This is a genomic window from Streptomyces sp. AC1-42W, from assembly GCF_003248355.1.
Classification (GTDB): domain Bacteria; phylum Actinomycetota; class Actinomycetes; order Streptomycetales; family Streptomycetaceae; genus Streptomyces.
Window position 1 is genome coordinate 1,629,052 of sequence record NZ_QKWY01000002.1, and the last position, 14,627, is coordinate 1,643,678.

Consider the following 14,627-nt stretch of genomic DNA (forward strand, 5'->3'; position numbering starts at 1 on the left):
CTCCGGGTTCGGTACGGGGGAGCGCCGGTTCCGGCCCGTGGACGCGGCGAAGCCCGGCGACCCTTGCGGTCACCGGGCTCAGGGGAGGGCGGGGCTGCCGCCGCTATCCGTTGGCGAGCGCCCGTACGCGGTCGAGAGCACCGTTGAAGTGATTGTGGTCACCCACCGTCGGTCCGGACGACGTGTACTGCCACATCGTGTAGAAACCCCAGCCGGCGGGAAGCGTGCCGACCGTCGAGCTGTAGCGGGCCACCCACAGCGGGTTGGTGGTGCCGAAGCTCGCGTTGTTGCCCGTGCAGGTCTGCCACCAGCTGGTCGCGGTGTAGATGACCGCGTCCCGTCCGGTGCGCGCCTTGTACGTGTTCACGAAGTCGCGTATCCACGCGACCATCTGGGACGCGCTCTTGCCGTAGCACTGCGCGCCGTACGGGTTCCACTCGATGTCCAGCACGCCCGGCAGGGTCTTGCCGTCCCTGGACCAGCCGCCGCCGTGGTCCACGAAGTAGTTGGCCTGGGTGGCGCCGCTCGTGGTGTCGGGCGTGGCGAAGTGGTACGCGCCCCGGATCATCCCGACGTTGTACGAGCCGTTGTACTGCTGGGCGAAGTAGGGGTTGGTGTAGTACGTGCCCTCGGTCGCCTTGGCGTAGGCCCACTTGACGCCGCTGTTCCACAGCGTCGACCAGGCCACGTTGCCCTGGTGGCTGCTGACGTCCACGCCTTCGGTCTGGGTGACCAGGCTTCTGGCGGGCGAGCCGCCCTGGCCGTCGTGGGCGATCACGCCCATGCCCATGGTGGCGGAGCCGCGGGCCGGGCCGGTGGGTTTGCCGCCGGCCGCGTTCGACGCGCCGGGCAGGGCTATGAGGAGGGAGAGGGCTGCGAGCAGGGTGCCGGCCGCGGCGAAGCGCGAGCGGCGGGCCCTGGAGGAACCGGATCTGCGCACGGGCATTGCGTGCCTCCGAGTCTTGGTGGGGGGAAGCGAGGGGGAAAGCTCAGTGGGGGGATTCCGCTGACCCGTGGGGCGCCGCACGGCGACCCCGGAGGCATGTCATGGTGTGAACATGCCACGTATGACGCTACGCACGTAGACCCGCTCGCGGAAGGGGGTCCGCGCTGTGCCGTTGGTCTAATCCTGCGAAATACTGGCCGAGCTGCGGCGATGACCGGCGGCGTAAGGAAAGTTTCACCGGCAGGAAAGCTCAAGAGGGGTGTTGACGTGCACGGGAGCGAAAGAGGGCGTGAACCCGGCGCTACCGGAGGAAGTGGTGTGGACCACGAATTCCTCGCCCTCGAACGCGAGTTGGCCGTCTTCCTGCGTCGCGCACGGGCCAACTCCGGGGAAATGGCCCGCGAGGTGCATCCGGAGCTGGAGGCCGCCGCCTACGGGCTCTTCGTCCGCCTGGAGTCCGCGGGCCGTCAGCGGGCCACCGACCTCGCCGCCTACTTCGGCGTCGGCAAGGCCACCATGAGCCGTCAGCTCCGCGCCCTGGAGAACCTCGGCCTGGTGGCGCGCGAGCCCGACCCGGCCGACGGGCGCGCCTTCCTCGTCCACCTCACCGACGAGGGCCTGGCCCGCTTCCGCGGCGTCCGCGACGCCCGCCGCGACCGCTACGTCCGCAAGCTCGCCGACTGGGACCGCGCCGAGGTCGCCGAACTGGCCCGGCTGCTGCACCATCTGAACGCCCGGGCCGAGGACTGAGCCGACCGGCGGGGTGCCGGGTGCCCGGCGGCGGGATGCCTCACAGGCGTACGAAGACCGCCGTGGCGTCGTCGTGCGTCTTGCCCCGCAGATGCTTACGCTCCGTGTCCGCGTCCTCCAGGGCGCGGACCCGGTCGATCAGCCCCTGCGGGCCCTCCTTCTCCAGGACCCCGAAGCACGCCGCCCAGTCGCCCTCGCCGAACATCTCCGTCCAGCGGCTCGCCCCGTCCGTCATCGCCGCGAGGCCCCGTACTCCGGCGCGCGGGGCCTGCCCCACGACCGCCCGCGCCGCCACGGCCGGGTCGGCGGCGGCCGTGAAGAACCCGCCCTCCTTGTTGCGCGCACGGGCGTCCGCCACCGCGTCGGACACCAGCAGCTCGGGCGCCAGCCGGTCGAGCCGGTCGTCCAGCACGGCGCGGACCTCTCCCTCGGGCGACTCGAACAACAGCACCGAATCGGACAGCACCAGGTACTCCACGGCGGCCTCGTCCCAACGCACCACGACCACCGTCGCCTGCGGCGTACGTACGTGAGAAAGGTCACACGAGGAGCGATGGGCGTTTGCGGTGCGCCGGATGGACTCCGCGAGGACCTCCCGCAGGGTCGGATCCCGTCGCGAACCGGACAGTTCGACCAGCGCCCCGCCCAGCCTCGCCGTGAACCATGGAACCGAATGCACACAACCGTCGTCGCCCTCCGGCGGCGTCACGCCGTCCAGGAGCACCAGTCCGCCGCCCCGGCCGGAGGCGGGGAGGACCGATGCGGTCCAGTCCTCGTTCGGTCGATCGGGGGCTCCGGCGGCGGTCGCGAGTTCGATACGCATGCGTTCAGTCTGCACGACGCCTTCACCGCACCTGCATCCTGCGGGGATCGGCGCGTACCGGCAGGTCAGCGGCCCGACCGGGCGGAAGCGGCCGCTCCGCCCCCGGATGCGGGCGGGCATCCTGCCAAAGCGGGCGCCGAAGTTCCAGCCGGTGGCCGCACGTGACTCCGGCGTGCGCCGGGGAAACTTGTTCGCCAACTCCGGAGTGATGTTCACTCGTTCAGGTGGCGGAGCGGTTGATGCGCGCCCCCTCCCCAAAAGCGCTGGAATGGTCGGAAGCCGTACCAGGGGGCGGGGCGCTCGTTCATGTGACCGTGCGTCACCTCTGCTTCAAGGGCGGACGAGTCAAGATTGCGAGCACCGGTGCAGAAGAAGCGGCCTCGGAGCAAGGGCGGCAGCAACAGCGGTTCCGGGGCGGCGCCGACGACCCCGGCCGGCGGCGGTCGCACCGTACGCGTCCGCAGCCGGCTGGTCGCGGGCGTCGCCGTCGTCGGGATCACCGTCATAGCGGCGGGGACACCGGCCGTGCTCGCCGCCTCGGCCGACCTCAACGACTCGCAGCACCTGGTCACCCTCGCCGAGCTGAACCAGCAGGCCGTCTCCCTGGCCCACTCCCTCGCCGACGAGCGCGACGAGATCACCGTGTACATCGCGGGCGGCCGGGACGGCGAGCCGGGCAACCGGGGCGCCCGGGTCGACCAGCAGGTGGACGAGATCCGCGAGGCGGCCCCGCCCGACCTGCTGCGCGACCTGTCCACCATCCCCTCCCTGCGCCGGGACGCGGTCAGCGGCAAGGGCACCGCCCTGGCGGCCCACCAGGCGTACTCCGAGGTCATCGCCAAACTCCACGGCCTGGCCGACGCGCTCGCCCGTGACACCCCGCCGCGCGCTGCCGACGGCGCCCGCACCCCGCGCGCCCTCGGCCGGGCCACCGACCAGGCGTCCGCCACCCGCGGGCTGCTGCTCGCCGCACTCGCCGTGCCCCGCCCGGAGCCGGCGCCCCCGCAGACCGACCCGTTCACCGGGCTGCCCGTGCAGCAGCGGGACGAGGGCGAGACCAAGGGGGACCGCGCCCGCGACGCGCTGAGCGCCGCCGCGCAGCGGGCCAGGGTCGGCGAACTCGCCGCGCTCGCGGAGTTCGACCAGTCCGCCGGGGCCACCGCCCGCGACAAGCTGGCCTCCCTCGTCACCGGACCCGAGGTCAACAGCGCCGAGAAGTACCTCGCCGAGCTGACCGACCGCCCCGAGCTGTCCGACGCCGACCTCAAGGTCAGTGAGAAGAAGGTCGCCGCCGCGCTCACCGCCCGCGTCGACCGGATGCGCTCCGTGCAGTCCGCGCTCGCCACCACCCAGGTCCAGCGGCTGGAGCAGCTGCGCGACGACGACGTCACCGCCCTCGAACTGCGCATCGCCCTCCTCGGCGGCTGCCTGCTCGTCGCCGTCGGCGTCTCCACCGCCGTCGCCCGCACCCTCACCCAGCCGCTCGCCGTGCTGCGGATCGGCGCCGCCCGGCTGGCCGCCGAACCCGCCACCGCCGAACCGGTCCGCTACACCGGCCGCAACGACGAGTTCGCCCAGGTCGTCCGCTCCCTCAACGCCCTGCACGGCCGGTCGCGCGAGCTGCTCCAGGACCACGAGGGGCGCGCCGAGAAGCTCGCCGCCGAACGCGCCGGCCTCATCGGCGAACGCGAGAAGCTCGCCGCCCGGCGCACCGAACTCCAGGCCCACACGGACGAGCTGACCGCCCAGCTGGAGAAGCTCCGCGGCACCGTCCACCACACCTTCGTCAACCTCTCGCTGCGCACCCTGGGCCTGGTCGAGCGGCAGCTCGGCGTCATCGAGTCCCTGGAGGAGCGCGAGCAGGACCCGGAGCGCCTCGGCACGCTCTTCAAGCTCGACCACATGGCCACGGTCATGCGCCGGCACAGCGAGAACCTGCTGGTCCTGGCCGGTGCCGAGCACGGACACGGGCACCCGGGCCCGATCCCGCTGGTGGACGTCCTGCGCGCCGCCGTCAGCGAGATCGAGCGGTACGAGCGGGTCACCATCCAGTCCCTTCCGCCGCACGCCCAGATCGCCGGGTTCGCCGCCGACGACCTCAGCCACCTGGTCGCCGAACTCCTGGAGAACGCGACCTCCTTCTCGCCGCCCGACTCCCCGGTCCAGCTCTCCGGCTGGCTCCTGGAGAGCGGCGAGGTGATGCTCTCCGTCCAGGACGAGGGCATCGGCATGTCCGCCGAGCGGATGGACGAGCTGAACACCCGCCTCGCCGACCCGGCCCTCTTCGAGGCCGGCGAACGGAACGCCGCCGGGGAGGGGGCCGGGGCCGGTCTCGGCCTCCAGGTGACGTCGCTGCTCGCCGCGCGGCACGGCGTACGGGTGGAGCTGCGCGAGCAGAAGGGGAACGGGATCACGGCGGTCGTCGTGCTCCCCGAGGCCCTGCTGCCGAAGGCCCTCCCCGCCGCGACGCCCCCCGCCGTCACCACGCCGGGTGAGGCGCCCGCGCTCAACCTGCCGGGCTCGGTCGCGGAGGCCAACTCCAACACGCTGCCGGGCCGCGGTACGGAGTCGTCGGACGATCCGATGATCGCGGCGGCGGAACGGGTGCTCGCCCAGGCGCAGGCGGCCGACGACCCCGAAGAGGCCCCCGAGGCGGTCACCGAACCGGACCCCGAGCCCGACGCCCTCGACGCCGAGGCCACCCTCCAGGTGCGCCTGCCCCGGCCCCCGCAGGCCCCCGAGCCCGCCCCGGAACCCGAGCCCGCCCCGGAATCCGCCGCCACCGTCACCGACAAGGGGCTGCCCAAGCGGACCCCGAACATCGTCCGGCCCGCCGGGGCGCCCGCCGCCGAGCGCCGGGGGAGCGTCGACCGCGAGGCCCTGCGCCGCCGCCTCGACAACTTCCAGCAGGGGGCCAGGGACGGCCGCAGAGACGTCGAGGCGGAACTCGCCGGAGACACACGTACCGAACAGGCCGAGCCGGCAGGCCGTACCGATGGCCGGACCGGAGACACGGGGGAAACAGTCGAGGAGGCACGTAGTTGACTGCGCCCAGCACATGCGGGCTGAGTAGCGAGGCCCGGAACCTGCAGTGGTTGCTCAGCAATCTCGTGGAGGAGGTGCCAGGGGTCCACTCGGTCACGGTCGTGTCGTCGGACGGGCTGATGCTGCTCTCCTCCGACCCCGGCCACCGCACGGCGGCCGCCGCCGAACCGGCCCCGCCCAGCGGACCACGCGGTTCCAGCGCCGATCTGGCGACCATCGTCTCGGGCATCGGCAGCCTCACCGCCGGCGCCGCGACGCTGATGGAGGGCGGCGGCGTCAAACAGACCATGGTCACCATGGAGGAGGGCAGCGTCTTCGTCATGTCGATCAGCGACGGCTCCCTGCTCGGGGTGCACGCCGCCCCCGACTGCGACATGGGCGTCGTCGCGTACCACATGGCGCTGTTCGTCGGCCGGGCCGGGCACGTACTCACCCCCGAACTCCGCAGGGAACTGCGCACGTCGTTGGAGAGCGCCCGGTGAGCCCGGCCGCCACCGGACCCGCCGGCAGGCTCCCCGTACGCGGGGCGGGCAAACGGCCCGCACGGGTACGCCCGTACTCGCTCACCGGCGGCCGCACCCGCTTCGGACACGTCCTGCTCGTGGAGACGTTCGTCGCCGCGCTGGAGGCACCGCAGGAGCGCCGCGAACTCACCGACGGCAACCCGTCCCGGGTGATGCCGGAACTCAGGGCGATCGTGGAGATCTGCCGCCGGATGCGCACCGTCGCGGAGGTCTCGGCGCTGCTGAGAATGCCGCTCGGCGTGGTCCGGGTACTCCTCAGCGACCTGGCCGACCAGGGAAAGATCCGCGTGTACGGGACCGGGCACGGCCCCGGCAGACCCGACCGCGCACTGCTCGAAAGGGTGCTCGATGGACTCCGTCGTCTCTGAGTCGCCGCTGTTCGCCCCGCGGCAGCCGGGGCCGGACACCCGGCCCGAGGAGCAGACCCAGCCCTGGCAGCTGGACACCACCAGGGCTCCGATCGCCACGAAGATCGTGGTCGCGGGCGGCTTCGGCGTCGGCAAGACCACGTTCGTCGGCGCGGTCTCCGAGATCACCCCGCTGCGCACCGAGGCGATGATGACGCGGGCGAGCGAGGACACCGACGACCTGGACGCCACGCCCGACAAGCTCACCACGACCGTCGCGATGGACTTCGGCCGGCTGACGCTGGACGACGACCTCGTGCTGTACGTCTTCGGCACACCGGGCCAGCAGCGCTTCTGGTTCATGTGGGACGACCTGGTGCGCGGCGCGATCGGCGCCGTCGTGCTGGCCGACACCCGCCGCCTCGCCGACTGCTTCCCCGCCCTCGACTACTTCGAGAGCTGCGGACTGCCGTACATCGTCGCCGTCAACCACTTCGAGGGCACCCCGGCCTTCGAGGCCGACGACGTCCGCGAGGCACTGACCGTACCCGCGCACGTCCCCGTCCTGATCATGGACGCGCGCAGCCGGATCACGGTCGTCGAGTCCCTGCTGGCCCTCGTCGGCCACGCCCTCGACGCCGACCCCGCGTAACCCGCACCCCCACAACGGAGAACCGCGATGCGGAAGATACTGATAGTCGGAGCCGGTCAGTCCGGGCTCCAGCTCGCCCTCGGACTCCAGTCCCGGGGATACGAAGTCACCCTGATGTCCAACCGCACGGCCGATGAGATCCGGTCCGGCCGGGTCATGTCCACGCAGTGCATGTTCCACACCGCGCTCCAGCACGAGCGGGACCTCCGGCTCAACTTCTGGGAGTCCCAGGCCCCGCGCATCGAGGGCCTCGGCGTCTCCGTCGCCGCCCCCGACTCCTCGCGGGCCGTCGACTGGGTCGGCCGGCTCGACGGCTACGCCCAGTCGGTGGACCAGCGGGTCAAGATGGCCGGCTGGATGGAGACCTTCGCGCAGCGCGGCGGACAGCTCGTCATCCACGGCGCGGCCGTCTCGGACCTGGACTACTTCTCGCGTGCCTACGACCTCGTGCTGGTCGCGGCCGGCAAGGGCGAACTGGTCTCCATGTTCGGCCGGGACGCCGCCCGCTCGCCGTACGACGCCCCGCAGCGCGCGCTGTCCGTCGCGTACGTCCACGGCATGGGCCCGCGCCCGGAGCACCCGGAGTTCGACGCCGTCCGCTGCAACCTGGTCCCCGGCGTCGGCGAGCTGTTCGTGATGCCGACCCTCACCACCTCGGGCCGGGCCGACATCCTGTTCTGGGAGGGCGTCCCCGGCGGGCCGCTCGACGCGTTCCAGGGCATCAAGGACCCCTCCGAGCACCTGGCCAAGACCCTGGAGCTGATGGAGCGGTTCACCCCCTGGGAGTACGCCCGCGCCACCAAGGTCGAACTCACCGACGCCAACGGCACCCTCGCCGGCCGGTACGCCCCCACCGTCCGCAAGCCGGTCGGCCGGCTGCCCGGCGGCGGCCTGGTCCTCGGCGTCGCGGACGTCGTCGTCGCCAACGACCCGATCACCGGCCAGGGCTCCAACTCGGCGTCCAAGTGCGCCGCCGCCTACCTCGACGCGATCGTCGAGCACGGCGACCGGGAGTTCGACGAGGCATGGATGCGGGCCACGTTCGACCGCTACTGGGCGACCGCCCAGCACGTCACCAAGTGGACCAACGCCATGCTCGGCGCCCCGCCGGAGCACGTCCTGAACCTGATCGGGGCGGCCGGGCAGCTCCAGCCGGTCGCGGACCGCTTCGCCAACGGCTTCGACGACCCGGCCGACTTCGAGAACTTCTTCTTCGACCCGGAGAAGACGAACGCCTATCTCACCTCGGTGACCGGCCCCGCCGCCTGACCGGGCCCCGCCGCGGCCCCCGGTCCTACGAGGCCGGGGCCGCGGCGGAGCCGTAGCCCTCGTCGGAGCCGTCGGTCGCCCCGGCGGGCAGCTCGGGGCCCCGGTACGAGGTCAGCGGCGTACCGGCCGGGTCGGGCCGGACCGCGCCGAGCACCGGGTTCGACGCCACGGGGGAGACCTTCACCCGCGAGCCGGGCCGGGGCGCCTGCACCACCAGGCCGTTGCCGAGATACAGCGCCACATGGGTCGCCTTCGGGAAGTAGACCACCAGATCGCCGGGGCGCAGCGCGCTCATCGGGATACGGGTCAGCTGCCGCCACTGCTCCTGCGAGGTGCGCGGAACGGCGCGGCCGGCGCTCGCCCACGCCCGCGAGGTGAGCCCGGAGCAGTCGAAGGAGTCGGGCCCCTCCGCCCCCCACACGTACGGCTTGCCGATCTGCCGGACCGCGTACCGGACGGCCGCGCCGCCCTGGGCGGTCGGCGGCCGGGTCGAGGACAGCGCCCCGGAGGCGGCGAGCGCGCTCTGGGCCCGGTCCGTGTTCTTCCGCTGGAGGCCGTTGACGTCGGCGAGCTGGTCCGGGGAGAGCGTGGCGAGCATCGCCTCGACCTGTTTCAGCCGGGTGCGTACGGTGTCGCGCTCCTTCTTCCGGCGCGCGGTCAGCGTCCGCTGCTCGGCCAGCACCTTGCGGGACTCCCGGGCCAGCTCGTCGGCCCGCTTCTCGGCCGCGCCCAGCCGCCGCACGGCCGCCGCACGGCCGGCGGTAAGACGCTGGATGACCTGGCCCTGCGTCAGGGCCGCCTCCGGATCGCGCATCAGCAGCAGCCGCAGATACGCGGAGAGCTCGGACCGGCCCTGGTACTGCTCGCGGGCCAGCCGCCCCGCCGCGTCGCGGCCGTCGGCCAGCGAACGGCGGGCGGTGACGAGGGCCGCGTCGAGCTTCTTCGCCCGCGCGGCCCGCTTCTTCAGCTCGGCCGCCGTGCCGTTGTAGCTCTCGGTGGCCTCTTCGGCCTGCTGGTAGAGCCGCTGCAACTCGCTCAGCAGCCCGGCGACATCACCGGGCGCGGGGGGCGGGGCGGGGGCCGCGACGGCGGTGGCCGGTGAGACCACGACGACGGCGGCCAGCACCGCCGTACCGAGGGTACGCACCAGAGTGCCCGACGCCACGACATCACCTCCGGACCGGGGCGAATCGTGCGACTACCCCATGAGTGAGCGCATTTCGTACACACGCTCACGCCGTGCGGGGTGCGATGCAAGGACCCGGGGGTGTGGCGGCGGGCCACCGCCCCCGGAATCGCCCGGAAGGCGGTGGTCCCGTCCGCCGGACGGGTGCGCTCAGGCCACCGGGAACGCGTAGACGGTCCCGCCGCGCCGGACGACCGCCGTCCCCTCGTACGCCAGCACCTGGTACCCGGCGGTGACGGTCTCGCCCCCGGGGTCCTGGTTGCCGATGTCCTGGAACTTCCACAGCCGCTTGCCGTCGGCCGCCGCGAACGCGGTGACCTGGCCCCGCTCGGCGGCGAGGAGGGTCTTCCCGGTGGAGCTGACGGTGATCGCGGGCGTGCCGTCGCCCGCCGCCTCGGTGGAGCGCTGCCAGACCGCCTTGCCGCTCTCCCGGTCGAGCGCCCCGACGACATGGTTCCGGTTGGTGGTGTACAGCGTGTCGCCCTTCGGCACCGGGACCCCGAAGACGGAGTCGCGGCCGCCCTTGAGCGTCCACCGCGCCTTGCCGCCGGGCGTCGCGAAGGCCCGCAGACCACTGCCCTCCGCCGCGTACAGCATGCCGTCGTCCCCGCCGGCGGCCGCCGCGTCCGGCGTGACCCGGCCGAGCGACTTGGTCCACTGCGCCTTGCCGGTCGCCCGGTCGTAGCTGATGAACCGCGACTTGTTCCGGGCGGCCTTCACCTGCTTCGCCGTGCGGGAGGCCGGCCGCTGCCGCACCACCACGGCGTCCTCGCGGACCGCGATCAGCTGGTACGCGGGCGCCGCGTCCCCGCGCCCGTTGGGCAGCGCCGAGCGCCACAGCTCCTTGCGCTCCGCGATGTCGTACGCGAACAGATACGACGTGACGACCTTCTTGTCCTTGCCGCGCTTCTTGCCCTTCTTCGGCTTCGGCGCCTTCACCGTCACCCGGTGCGACCCGGTGAACCAGATGCTCGACCCGTCCGCGCCGACCAGGGTGGCGAGCGTGAGGCCGGGCAGGTCCTCGAAGCCGTCCTCGTACGCCAGCCGCTCGGCGACCTTGCCGTCCTTCGCCGAGATCCACAGGAACCCGGACGCGCCCACCACGAAGCAGTGCTCGTCGTCGGCGGGCAGCGCGGCCCGGTCCCCGGCGCCGTCCGGGCACTCCCAGACCCGGCGCCCGGTGCGCAGGTCCACCGCGCTCGCCCGCTTCTCGTCGGTCAGGACCAGCAGCCGGTCCTTCCAGAGCGCGGCCGTCAGCGGCGCGGGCTCGCCCTCGGGATGGGTGTGGATCCAGCGCGGTTGCGGGGCGGTGCCGGCCAGGGTCGGCCGGGTGTTGCTGGGCGCGGGCTTCGGCTTCGGCTCCGGGGCCGCCTTCGCGTCGTCGCCGGACCCGGTCGCGTAGACCGCCCCGCCGCCGATCAGCAGGCCGGCGAGCCCGGCGGCGCCCCCGACCAGCAGCGACCGCCGGTCGAGACCGGAGCGCGGGGCCCCGGCCGCCGGCGCCGGGGGCGCGGGTACGGGCAGCGGCTGGGGCGGGAGCTGCGCCGGCGGGTACGCCCCCGAGCCCGGCCACGGCGCGGGCGGGGCGGCGGGCACGGGCTGCGCGGGGGCCGGCCGGCCGATGACCCCGAGCTGCGTGGTGCGGGTGTCCAGGGTCGGCGCGGGGGCGGCGGGCGGCTGCTGCCGGGCGGGCACGGCCGGCACGGCGTCCTGGACATCGACCCCGGCCACCGCCTCCGGCACGGGCGCCTGCGCCCCGGACTCCTGCGGCGCGGGCGCGCCGGGCGCGGGCCCCTGCGCCTCGGGCCCCTGCGCCGATCGGCGGGCCTCGGCGCCCTGCGCGGCCACCGCCGCCGCGAGCCGGTCCGGAAGCCAGCCGGCCGCCGCGAGCGCAGCCGCGCCCTCCAGCGCGAGTTCGGCGGCCACCGCGCCCGCGTTCGGCCGGTCGGCCGGGTCCTTCGCCAGGCAGCGGGCGATCAGGCCGCGCAACTCCTCGGGCACCCCGCCCAGTTCCGGATCGGCCTGCGCGATGCGCTCGGCGGCCTCGGCGGGCGGGCCGTCCGCCAGCGGCGTGGCGCCGGTCGCCGCATAGGCCAGCAGCAGCCCCAGCACGAAGAGGTCGGACGCCGGACCGGCCTCCTCGCCCGCGAGCTGTTCCGGAGTCAGATGCCCCAGGCGCACGGACAGCCGGCCGTCGCGGCCCGCCGCCTCGGCCGCCGCGCCCAGCGGGCCGAACGCGGTCAGCCGGGGGCCGTCCCCGGCGAGCAGCACGGTGCGCGGGGAGAGGCCCTGGAGGGTGGCGCCGGTGGCGTGCACCCGGGCCAGCGTCTCGGCCAGGCCCGCTCCGAGCACCCGGACCGCGCGTTCGGGCAGCGGCCCCGAGGTCCCTATCGCCTCGTCCAGGGTCAGCGCCGGCACATAGGGGGACGCGGTCCAGGGCCGCTCGCCCTCGCCGGTGCCCAGCAGCTCGGCGACCCAGCCGCCCGCCAGCCGGTCGGCGAGGCGCGTCTCCGCGTCGAAGCGGTGCCGGAAGGCGGGCAGCGAGGCGAGTTCGGGGCGGGCGGCGGTGACGACGACGAGGTCCTGTGCGCCGGCCCCGTGCGCCAGGTACTGCACGGCGGTGGCCGTCTCGCGCAACCGCGCCAGCACGGTGTAGGGCCCGAAACGGCCTGGCTCGTCCTGACGTGGCGCCTCCATGGCGCATCCCCCCTCGTGACCCACCCGGCCTTCCCCGCACCGGACGACCGATCCTAGGGCCTGTCGTCACATTGCCGTCTGCCGGGCGGCGTCTGGCACGCACGCTCGCGGCGTTGCCGAAATGCCCTGGTAGCTCCTTCCCCAAGCTCTTGACGAGCAGGGGAGGCCCCATCCAAGGACTTTCCGGCGCCTTGCGATCGCACGCACCAGACGCCGCCCGGCCGCCCTTCGGGCGACGACGGCAATGTGACGACAGGCCCTAGTGCGGCGGTTCCTGGCCTCCGTGTCCGCCGTCGCGCTCCGGCCTCGACCACGGCCATCGCACGCGGTGCCGGTCGCGGCCGTCCGGGGCGTACTCGTAGACCCAGCCCCGCTGGATGCCCAGCCGCTTGGTGTGGCCGGCCGGGGTGCGGCGGTACGCGTACACGGTGGGCGGGCCGCCCGCGGCGTCCGGGACCGGGACCTCGTACCACTTGGGCGGGTGGCCGGTCGCGCCGGTGAGGACGGGCAGGACCCGGCCGTCCAGCGGGCCGCCGACGAAGGCGGTGTTCTCGCTTCTCACCGGGCCAGTCTGACCGATCGGCCCGGCCGGTCAGTCACGCGGCAGCAGATGCTCCGCCGCGCCGACCAGCGGGGCCAGCCGGTCCGCGAGCCGGCCGGCCGGGCCCCGCTCCGTCTCCAGCGGGAGCAGCGCGGCCACGGCGGCGGCGGTCTGCGGGTCCGACGCGGAGGTGACCGCGAGCAGGCCGATGAACTGGTCGACCAGCCAGTCGCGCAGCTCGCCGGCGTCCGGCCGCTTGCCCTCGTCCAGCCAGATCAGCGAGGCCGCCTCGACGGCCGCGATCCAGGTGCGCACCATCATGCTCATCCGGGGCGCGGGCTCGTCGCGCCCGTCGTGGCCCAGATGCAGCAGGATCTGCTCGGCCGCCGCCCGGCGCACCTCGTCCACGATGGTGCCCGTCCGGGACGTCTCGGCGACGCTGCCGCCGCGCAGCAGGGCGCTGAACCCGGCGTCGTGCTCGTCGACGAAGGCCAGATAGCGGTCCAGGACGCGCGTGACGCGCTCGGTCGGCGGGCCCTCGGCGGGCTCGGCGAAGCACAGCTTCAGCTGCTCGGCGGCCGACCGCAGCGCCGCCTCGTACAACTGCTGCCGCCCACCGGGGAAGTAGCGGTAGACCAGCGGCCGCGACACCCCGGCCACGGTCGCCACCTCGTCCAGCGAGACCTCGTCGGGGGCCCGGTGGGCGAAGAGGGTGAGCGCCGCGCCGAGCAACTGGGCGCGGCGCTCCTCGACGCTGAGCCTTCGGTACGCACGGCCGGGCGGCGCGGCTGCGGCGGCTGGGGTCATACCCCCCAGCGTAAGCGCTCCCACCGTCAGGCCAGCAGGCCCGAGCTCTTCCACAGCCTGCGCCCCACCCCGTTCAGGACACCGATGTCCTCGAAGAAGTCGGTCAGCCGTTTGGCGCCCGTCCGCATGACCTCCGTGCGGTGTCCGCCGGCCCTGACCTGGGCGACGGCCTCGTGGCGGTTCAGCCCCACGTTCTCGTACACCTGCGGGTTGATGAAGCAGACGGAGAAGACGCGGGCCGCCTGGCCGCAGCTCACCCGCGCCAGTTCGCGTTCCCAGCGGGGCGCGGTCACCATCTGGCGGCGCAGCTCCTCGCGGGCGTAGCGGACGTGCCGGGCCTCCTCGATGACGTGGATGCGGGTCACGCCGCGCACCAGCGGCTGCACGCGCTCGTCGGGGAAGGTCAGCCGCTGCATCCAGTCCAGGATCTCCTCGCCGAGCAGCGTCCCGGCGAAGGAGCCGGGCGTGGTGGAGACGCTCTTCAGGACGCGGGCCATGTTGTGGTAGCGGCGTGGCACGGTGTACGTGGGACCGTTGCCCCAGGTGATCATGCGGCCGAACATCATCGAGTGCCGGCACTCGTCGGCTATCTCGGTGAGCGCGTAGCGGACGTGGCTGCTGGTCGCGGGCTTGTCGTAGATGTGTCGCACCAGCAGCTGCATGAGGATGATCTCGAACCAGATGCCGAGCGAGGCCAGCGAGGCCGCCTCGTGCCGGGCCAGTTCGAGCCGCTGGTCGTGCGACATCCGCTTCCACAGCGGGGTGTCGTACAGGGAGACCAGCTCCGGCGGCCAGAACCACTTGCCGTCCACGGGCAGGGTGTCCCAGTCGAGTTCCCGGTCCGGGTCGAAGGAGTGCTTGGCCGAGGCCTCCAGCAGCCGCTCGGCGATCTGCTCGCGGCCGCGCAGCGGGCCGAGTGCGTCGCGGAGCGTCTGCAGGTCGCTTTCGGTGACGGTCGTCATGGCTGGGGGCACCTCACACATGGGTTACCGGCGGTCACTCATTATGAGACTGCCTGTCAGCAAGACCGTCAATCCCCT

Annotated in this window: 13 protein-coding genes; 6 read left to right on the forward strand and 7 right to left on the reverse strand. The window is 73.6% G+C overall.

Going from position 1 to position 14,627, the window contains the following annotated elements; genetic code table 11:
- Positions 1-103: 103 nt before the first annotated feature.
- Positions 104-946 (reverse strand): lysozyme, encoded by an 843-nt coding sequence (locus tag DNK56_RS25410; RefSeq protein ID WP_111338154.1) that lies wholly within the window; start codon positions 944-946, stop codon positions 104-106.
- A gap of 318 nt (positions 947-1,264) precedes the next feature.
- Here DNK56_RS25410 and DNK56_RS25415 point away from each other — a divergent pair, with 318 nt between their 5' ends.
- Positions 1,265-1,696, forward strand: coding sequence for a MarR family winged helix-turn-helix transcriptional regulator (locus tag DNK56_RS25415; RefSeq protein ID WP_446750398.1), 432 nt, complete (start codon positions 1,265-1,267; stop codon positions 1,694-1,696).
- Between the two features lie 40 nt (positions 1,697-1,736).
- Here DNK56_RS25415 and DNK56_RS25420 read toward each other — a convergent pair whose 3' ends face one another.
- A complete protein-coding gene (locus DNK56_RS25420) occupies positions 1,737-2,519 on the reverse strand; it encodes a protein phosphatase 2C domain-containing protein (RefSeq protein WP_111338156.1) in 783 nt (260 codons plus the stop codon).
- Between the two features lie 363 nt (positions 2,520-2,882).
- Between DNK56_RS25420 and DNK56_RS25425 the strand changes: the two genes are divergently transcribed.
- The 5 genes from DNK56_RS25425 to DNK56_RS25445 are packed head-to-tail and all read left to right on the forward strand — an operon-like array spanning position 2,883 to position 8,356.
- Positions 2,883-5,564 (forward strand): sensor histidine kinase, encoded by a 2,682-nt coding sequence (locus DNK56_RS25425; protein ID WP_111338157.1) that lies wholly within the window; start codon positions 2,883-2,885, stop codon positions 5,562-5,564.
- On the forward strand, positions 5,561-6,046 hold the full coding sequence (locus DNK56_RS25430; protein WP_111338158.1) for a roadblock/LC7 domain-containing protein: 486 nt from the start codon (positions 5,561-5,563) through the stop codon (positions 6,044-6,046). Before DNK56_RS25425 ends, DNK56_RS25430 begins: the two co-directional genes overlap by 4 nt.
- Complete coding sequence (locus tag DNK56_RS25435) at positions 6,043-6,456, forward strand: DUF742 domain-containing protein (RefSeq protein ID WP_111338159.1); 414 nt, start codon at positions 6,043-6,045, stop codon at positions 6,454-6,456. The genes DNK56_RS25430 and DNK56_RS25435 overlap by 4 nt, the downstream gene beginning before the upstream one ends.
- Entirely contained in the window at positions 6,437-7,087 is a 651-nt protein-coding gene (locus DNK56_RS25440) for a GTP-binding protein (protein WP_111338160.1), read from the forward strand. The genes DNK56_RS25435 and DNK56_RS25440 overlap by 20 nt, the downstream gene beginning before the upstream one ends.
- 27 nt (positions 7,088-7,114) lie before the next feature.
- Positions 7,115-8,356: a styrene monooxygenase/indole monooxygenase family protein gene (locus tag DNK56_RS25445; RefSeq protein WP_111338161.1), complete on the forward strand. Its 1,242-nt coding sequence runs from the start codon at positions 7,115-7,117 to the stop codon at positions 8,354-8,356.
- Positions 8,357-8,381: 25 nt separating this feature from the next.
- On the opposite strand, the gene DNK56_RS25450 is transcribed toward DNK56_RS25445, so the two are convergent.
- From DNK56_RS25450 to DNK56_RS25470, 5 genes are all read right to left on the reverse strand, one after another.
- The gene (locus DNK56_RS25450; RefSeq protein WP_111338162.1) at positions 8,382-9,521 is read right to left on the reverse strand and encodes a C40 family peptidase; all 1,140 of its coding nucleotides are present in this window, start codon (positions 9,519-9,521) and stop codon (positions 8,382-8,384) included.
- A gap of 171 nt (positions 9,522-9,692) precedes the next feature.
- The gene (locus DNK56_RS25455) at positions 9,693-12,239 is read right to left on the reverse strand and encodes an outer membrane protein assembly factor BamB family protein (protein WP_111338163.1); all 2,547 of its coding nucleotides are present in this window, start codon (positions 12,237-12,239) and stop codon (positions 9,693-9,695) included.
- Between the two features lie 259 nt (positions 12,240-12,498).
- Positions 12,499-12,801 (reverse strand): hypothetical protein, encoded by a 303-nt coding sequence (locus DNK56_RS25460; RefSeq protein WP_111338164.1) that lies wholly within the window; start codon positions 12,799-12,801, stop codon positions 12,499-12,501.
- 30 nt (positions 12,802-12,831) lie between these two features.
- Positions 12,832-13,587 (reverse strand): TetR/AcrR family transcriptional regulator, encoded by a 756-nt coding sequence (locus DNK56_RS25465; protein ID WP_111338165.1) that lies wholly within the window; start codon positions 13,585-13,587, stop codon positions 12,832-12,834.
- Positions 13,588-13,613: 26 nt separating this feature from the next.
- Complete coding sequence (locus tag DNK56_RS25470) at positions 13,614-14,549, reverse strand: AurF N-oxygenase family protein (protein WP_111338166.1); 936 nt, start codon at positions 14,547-14,549, stop codon at positions 13,614-13,616.
- Between the last annotated feature and the right edge of the window lie 78 nt (positions 14,550-14,627).

Excerpts from the sequence above, each read along its gene's own strand:
- DNK56_RS25410 (WP_111338154.1), bottom strand. The coding sequence starts at position 946 with ATGCCCGTGCGCAGATCCGGTTCCTCCAGGGCCCGCCGCTCGCGCTTC.
- DNK56_RS25420 (WP_111338156.1), bottom strand. The coding sequence starts at position 2,519 with ATGCGTATCGAACTCGCGACCGCCGCCGGAGCCCCCGATCGACCGAAC.
- DNK56_RS25440 (WP_111338160.1), top strand. The coding sequence starts at position 6,437 with ATGGACTCCGTCGTCTCTGAGTCGCCGCTGTTCGCCCCGCGGCAGCCG.
- DNK56_RS25445 (WP_111338161.1), top strand. The coding sequence starts at position 7,115 with ATGCGGAAGATACTGATAGTCGGAGCCGGTCAGTCCGGGCTCCAGCTC.
- DNK56_RS25455 (WP_111338163.1), bottom strand. The coding sequence starts at position 12,239 with ATGGAGGCGCCACGTCAGGACGAGCCAGGCCGTTTCGGGCCCTACACC.
- DNK56_RS25465 (WP_111338165.1), bottom strand. The coding sequence starts at position 13,587 with ATGACCCCAGCCGCCGCAGCCGCGCCGCCCGGCCGTGCGTACCGAAGG.
- DNK56_RS25470 (WP_111338166.1), bottom strand. The coding sequence starts at position 14,549 with ATGACGACCGTCACCGAAAGCGACCTGCAGACGCTCCGCGACGCACTC.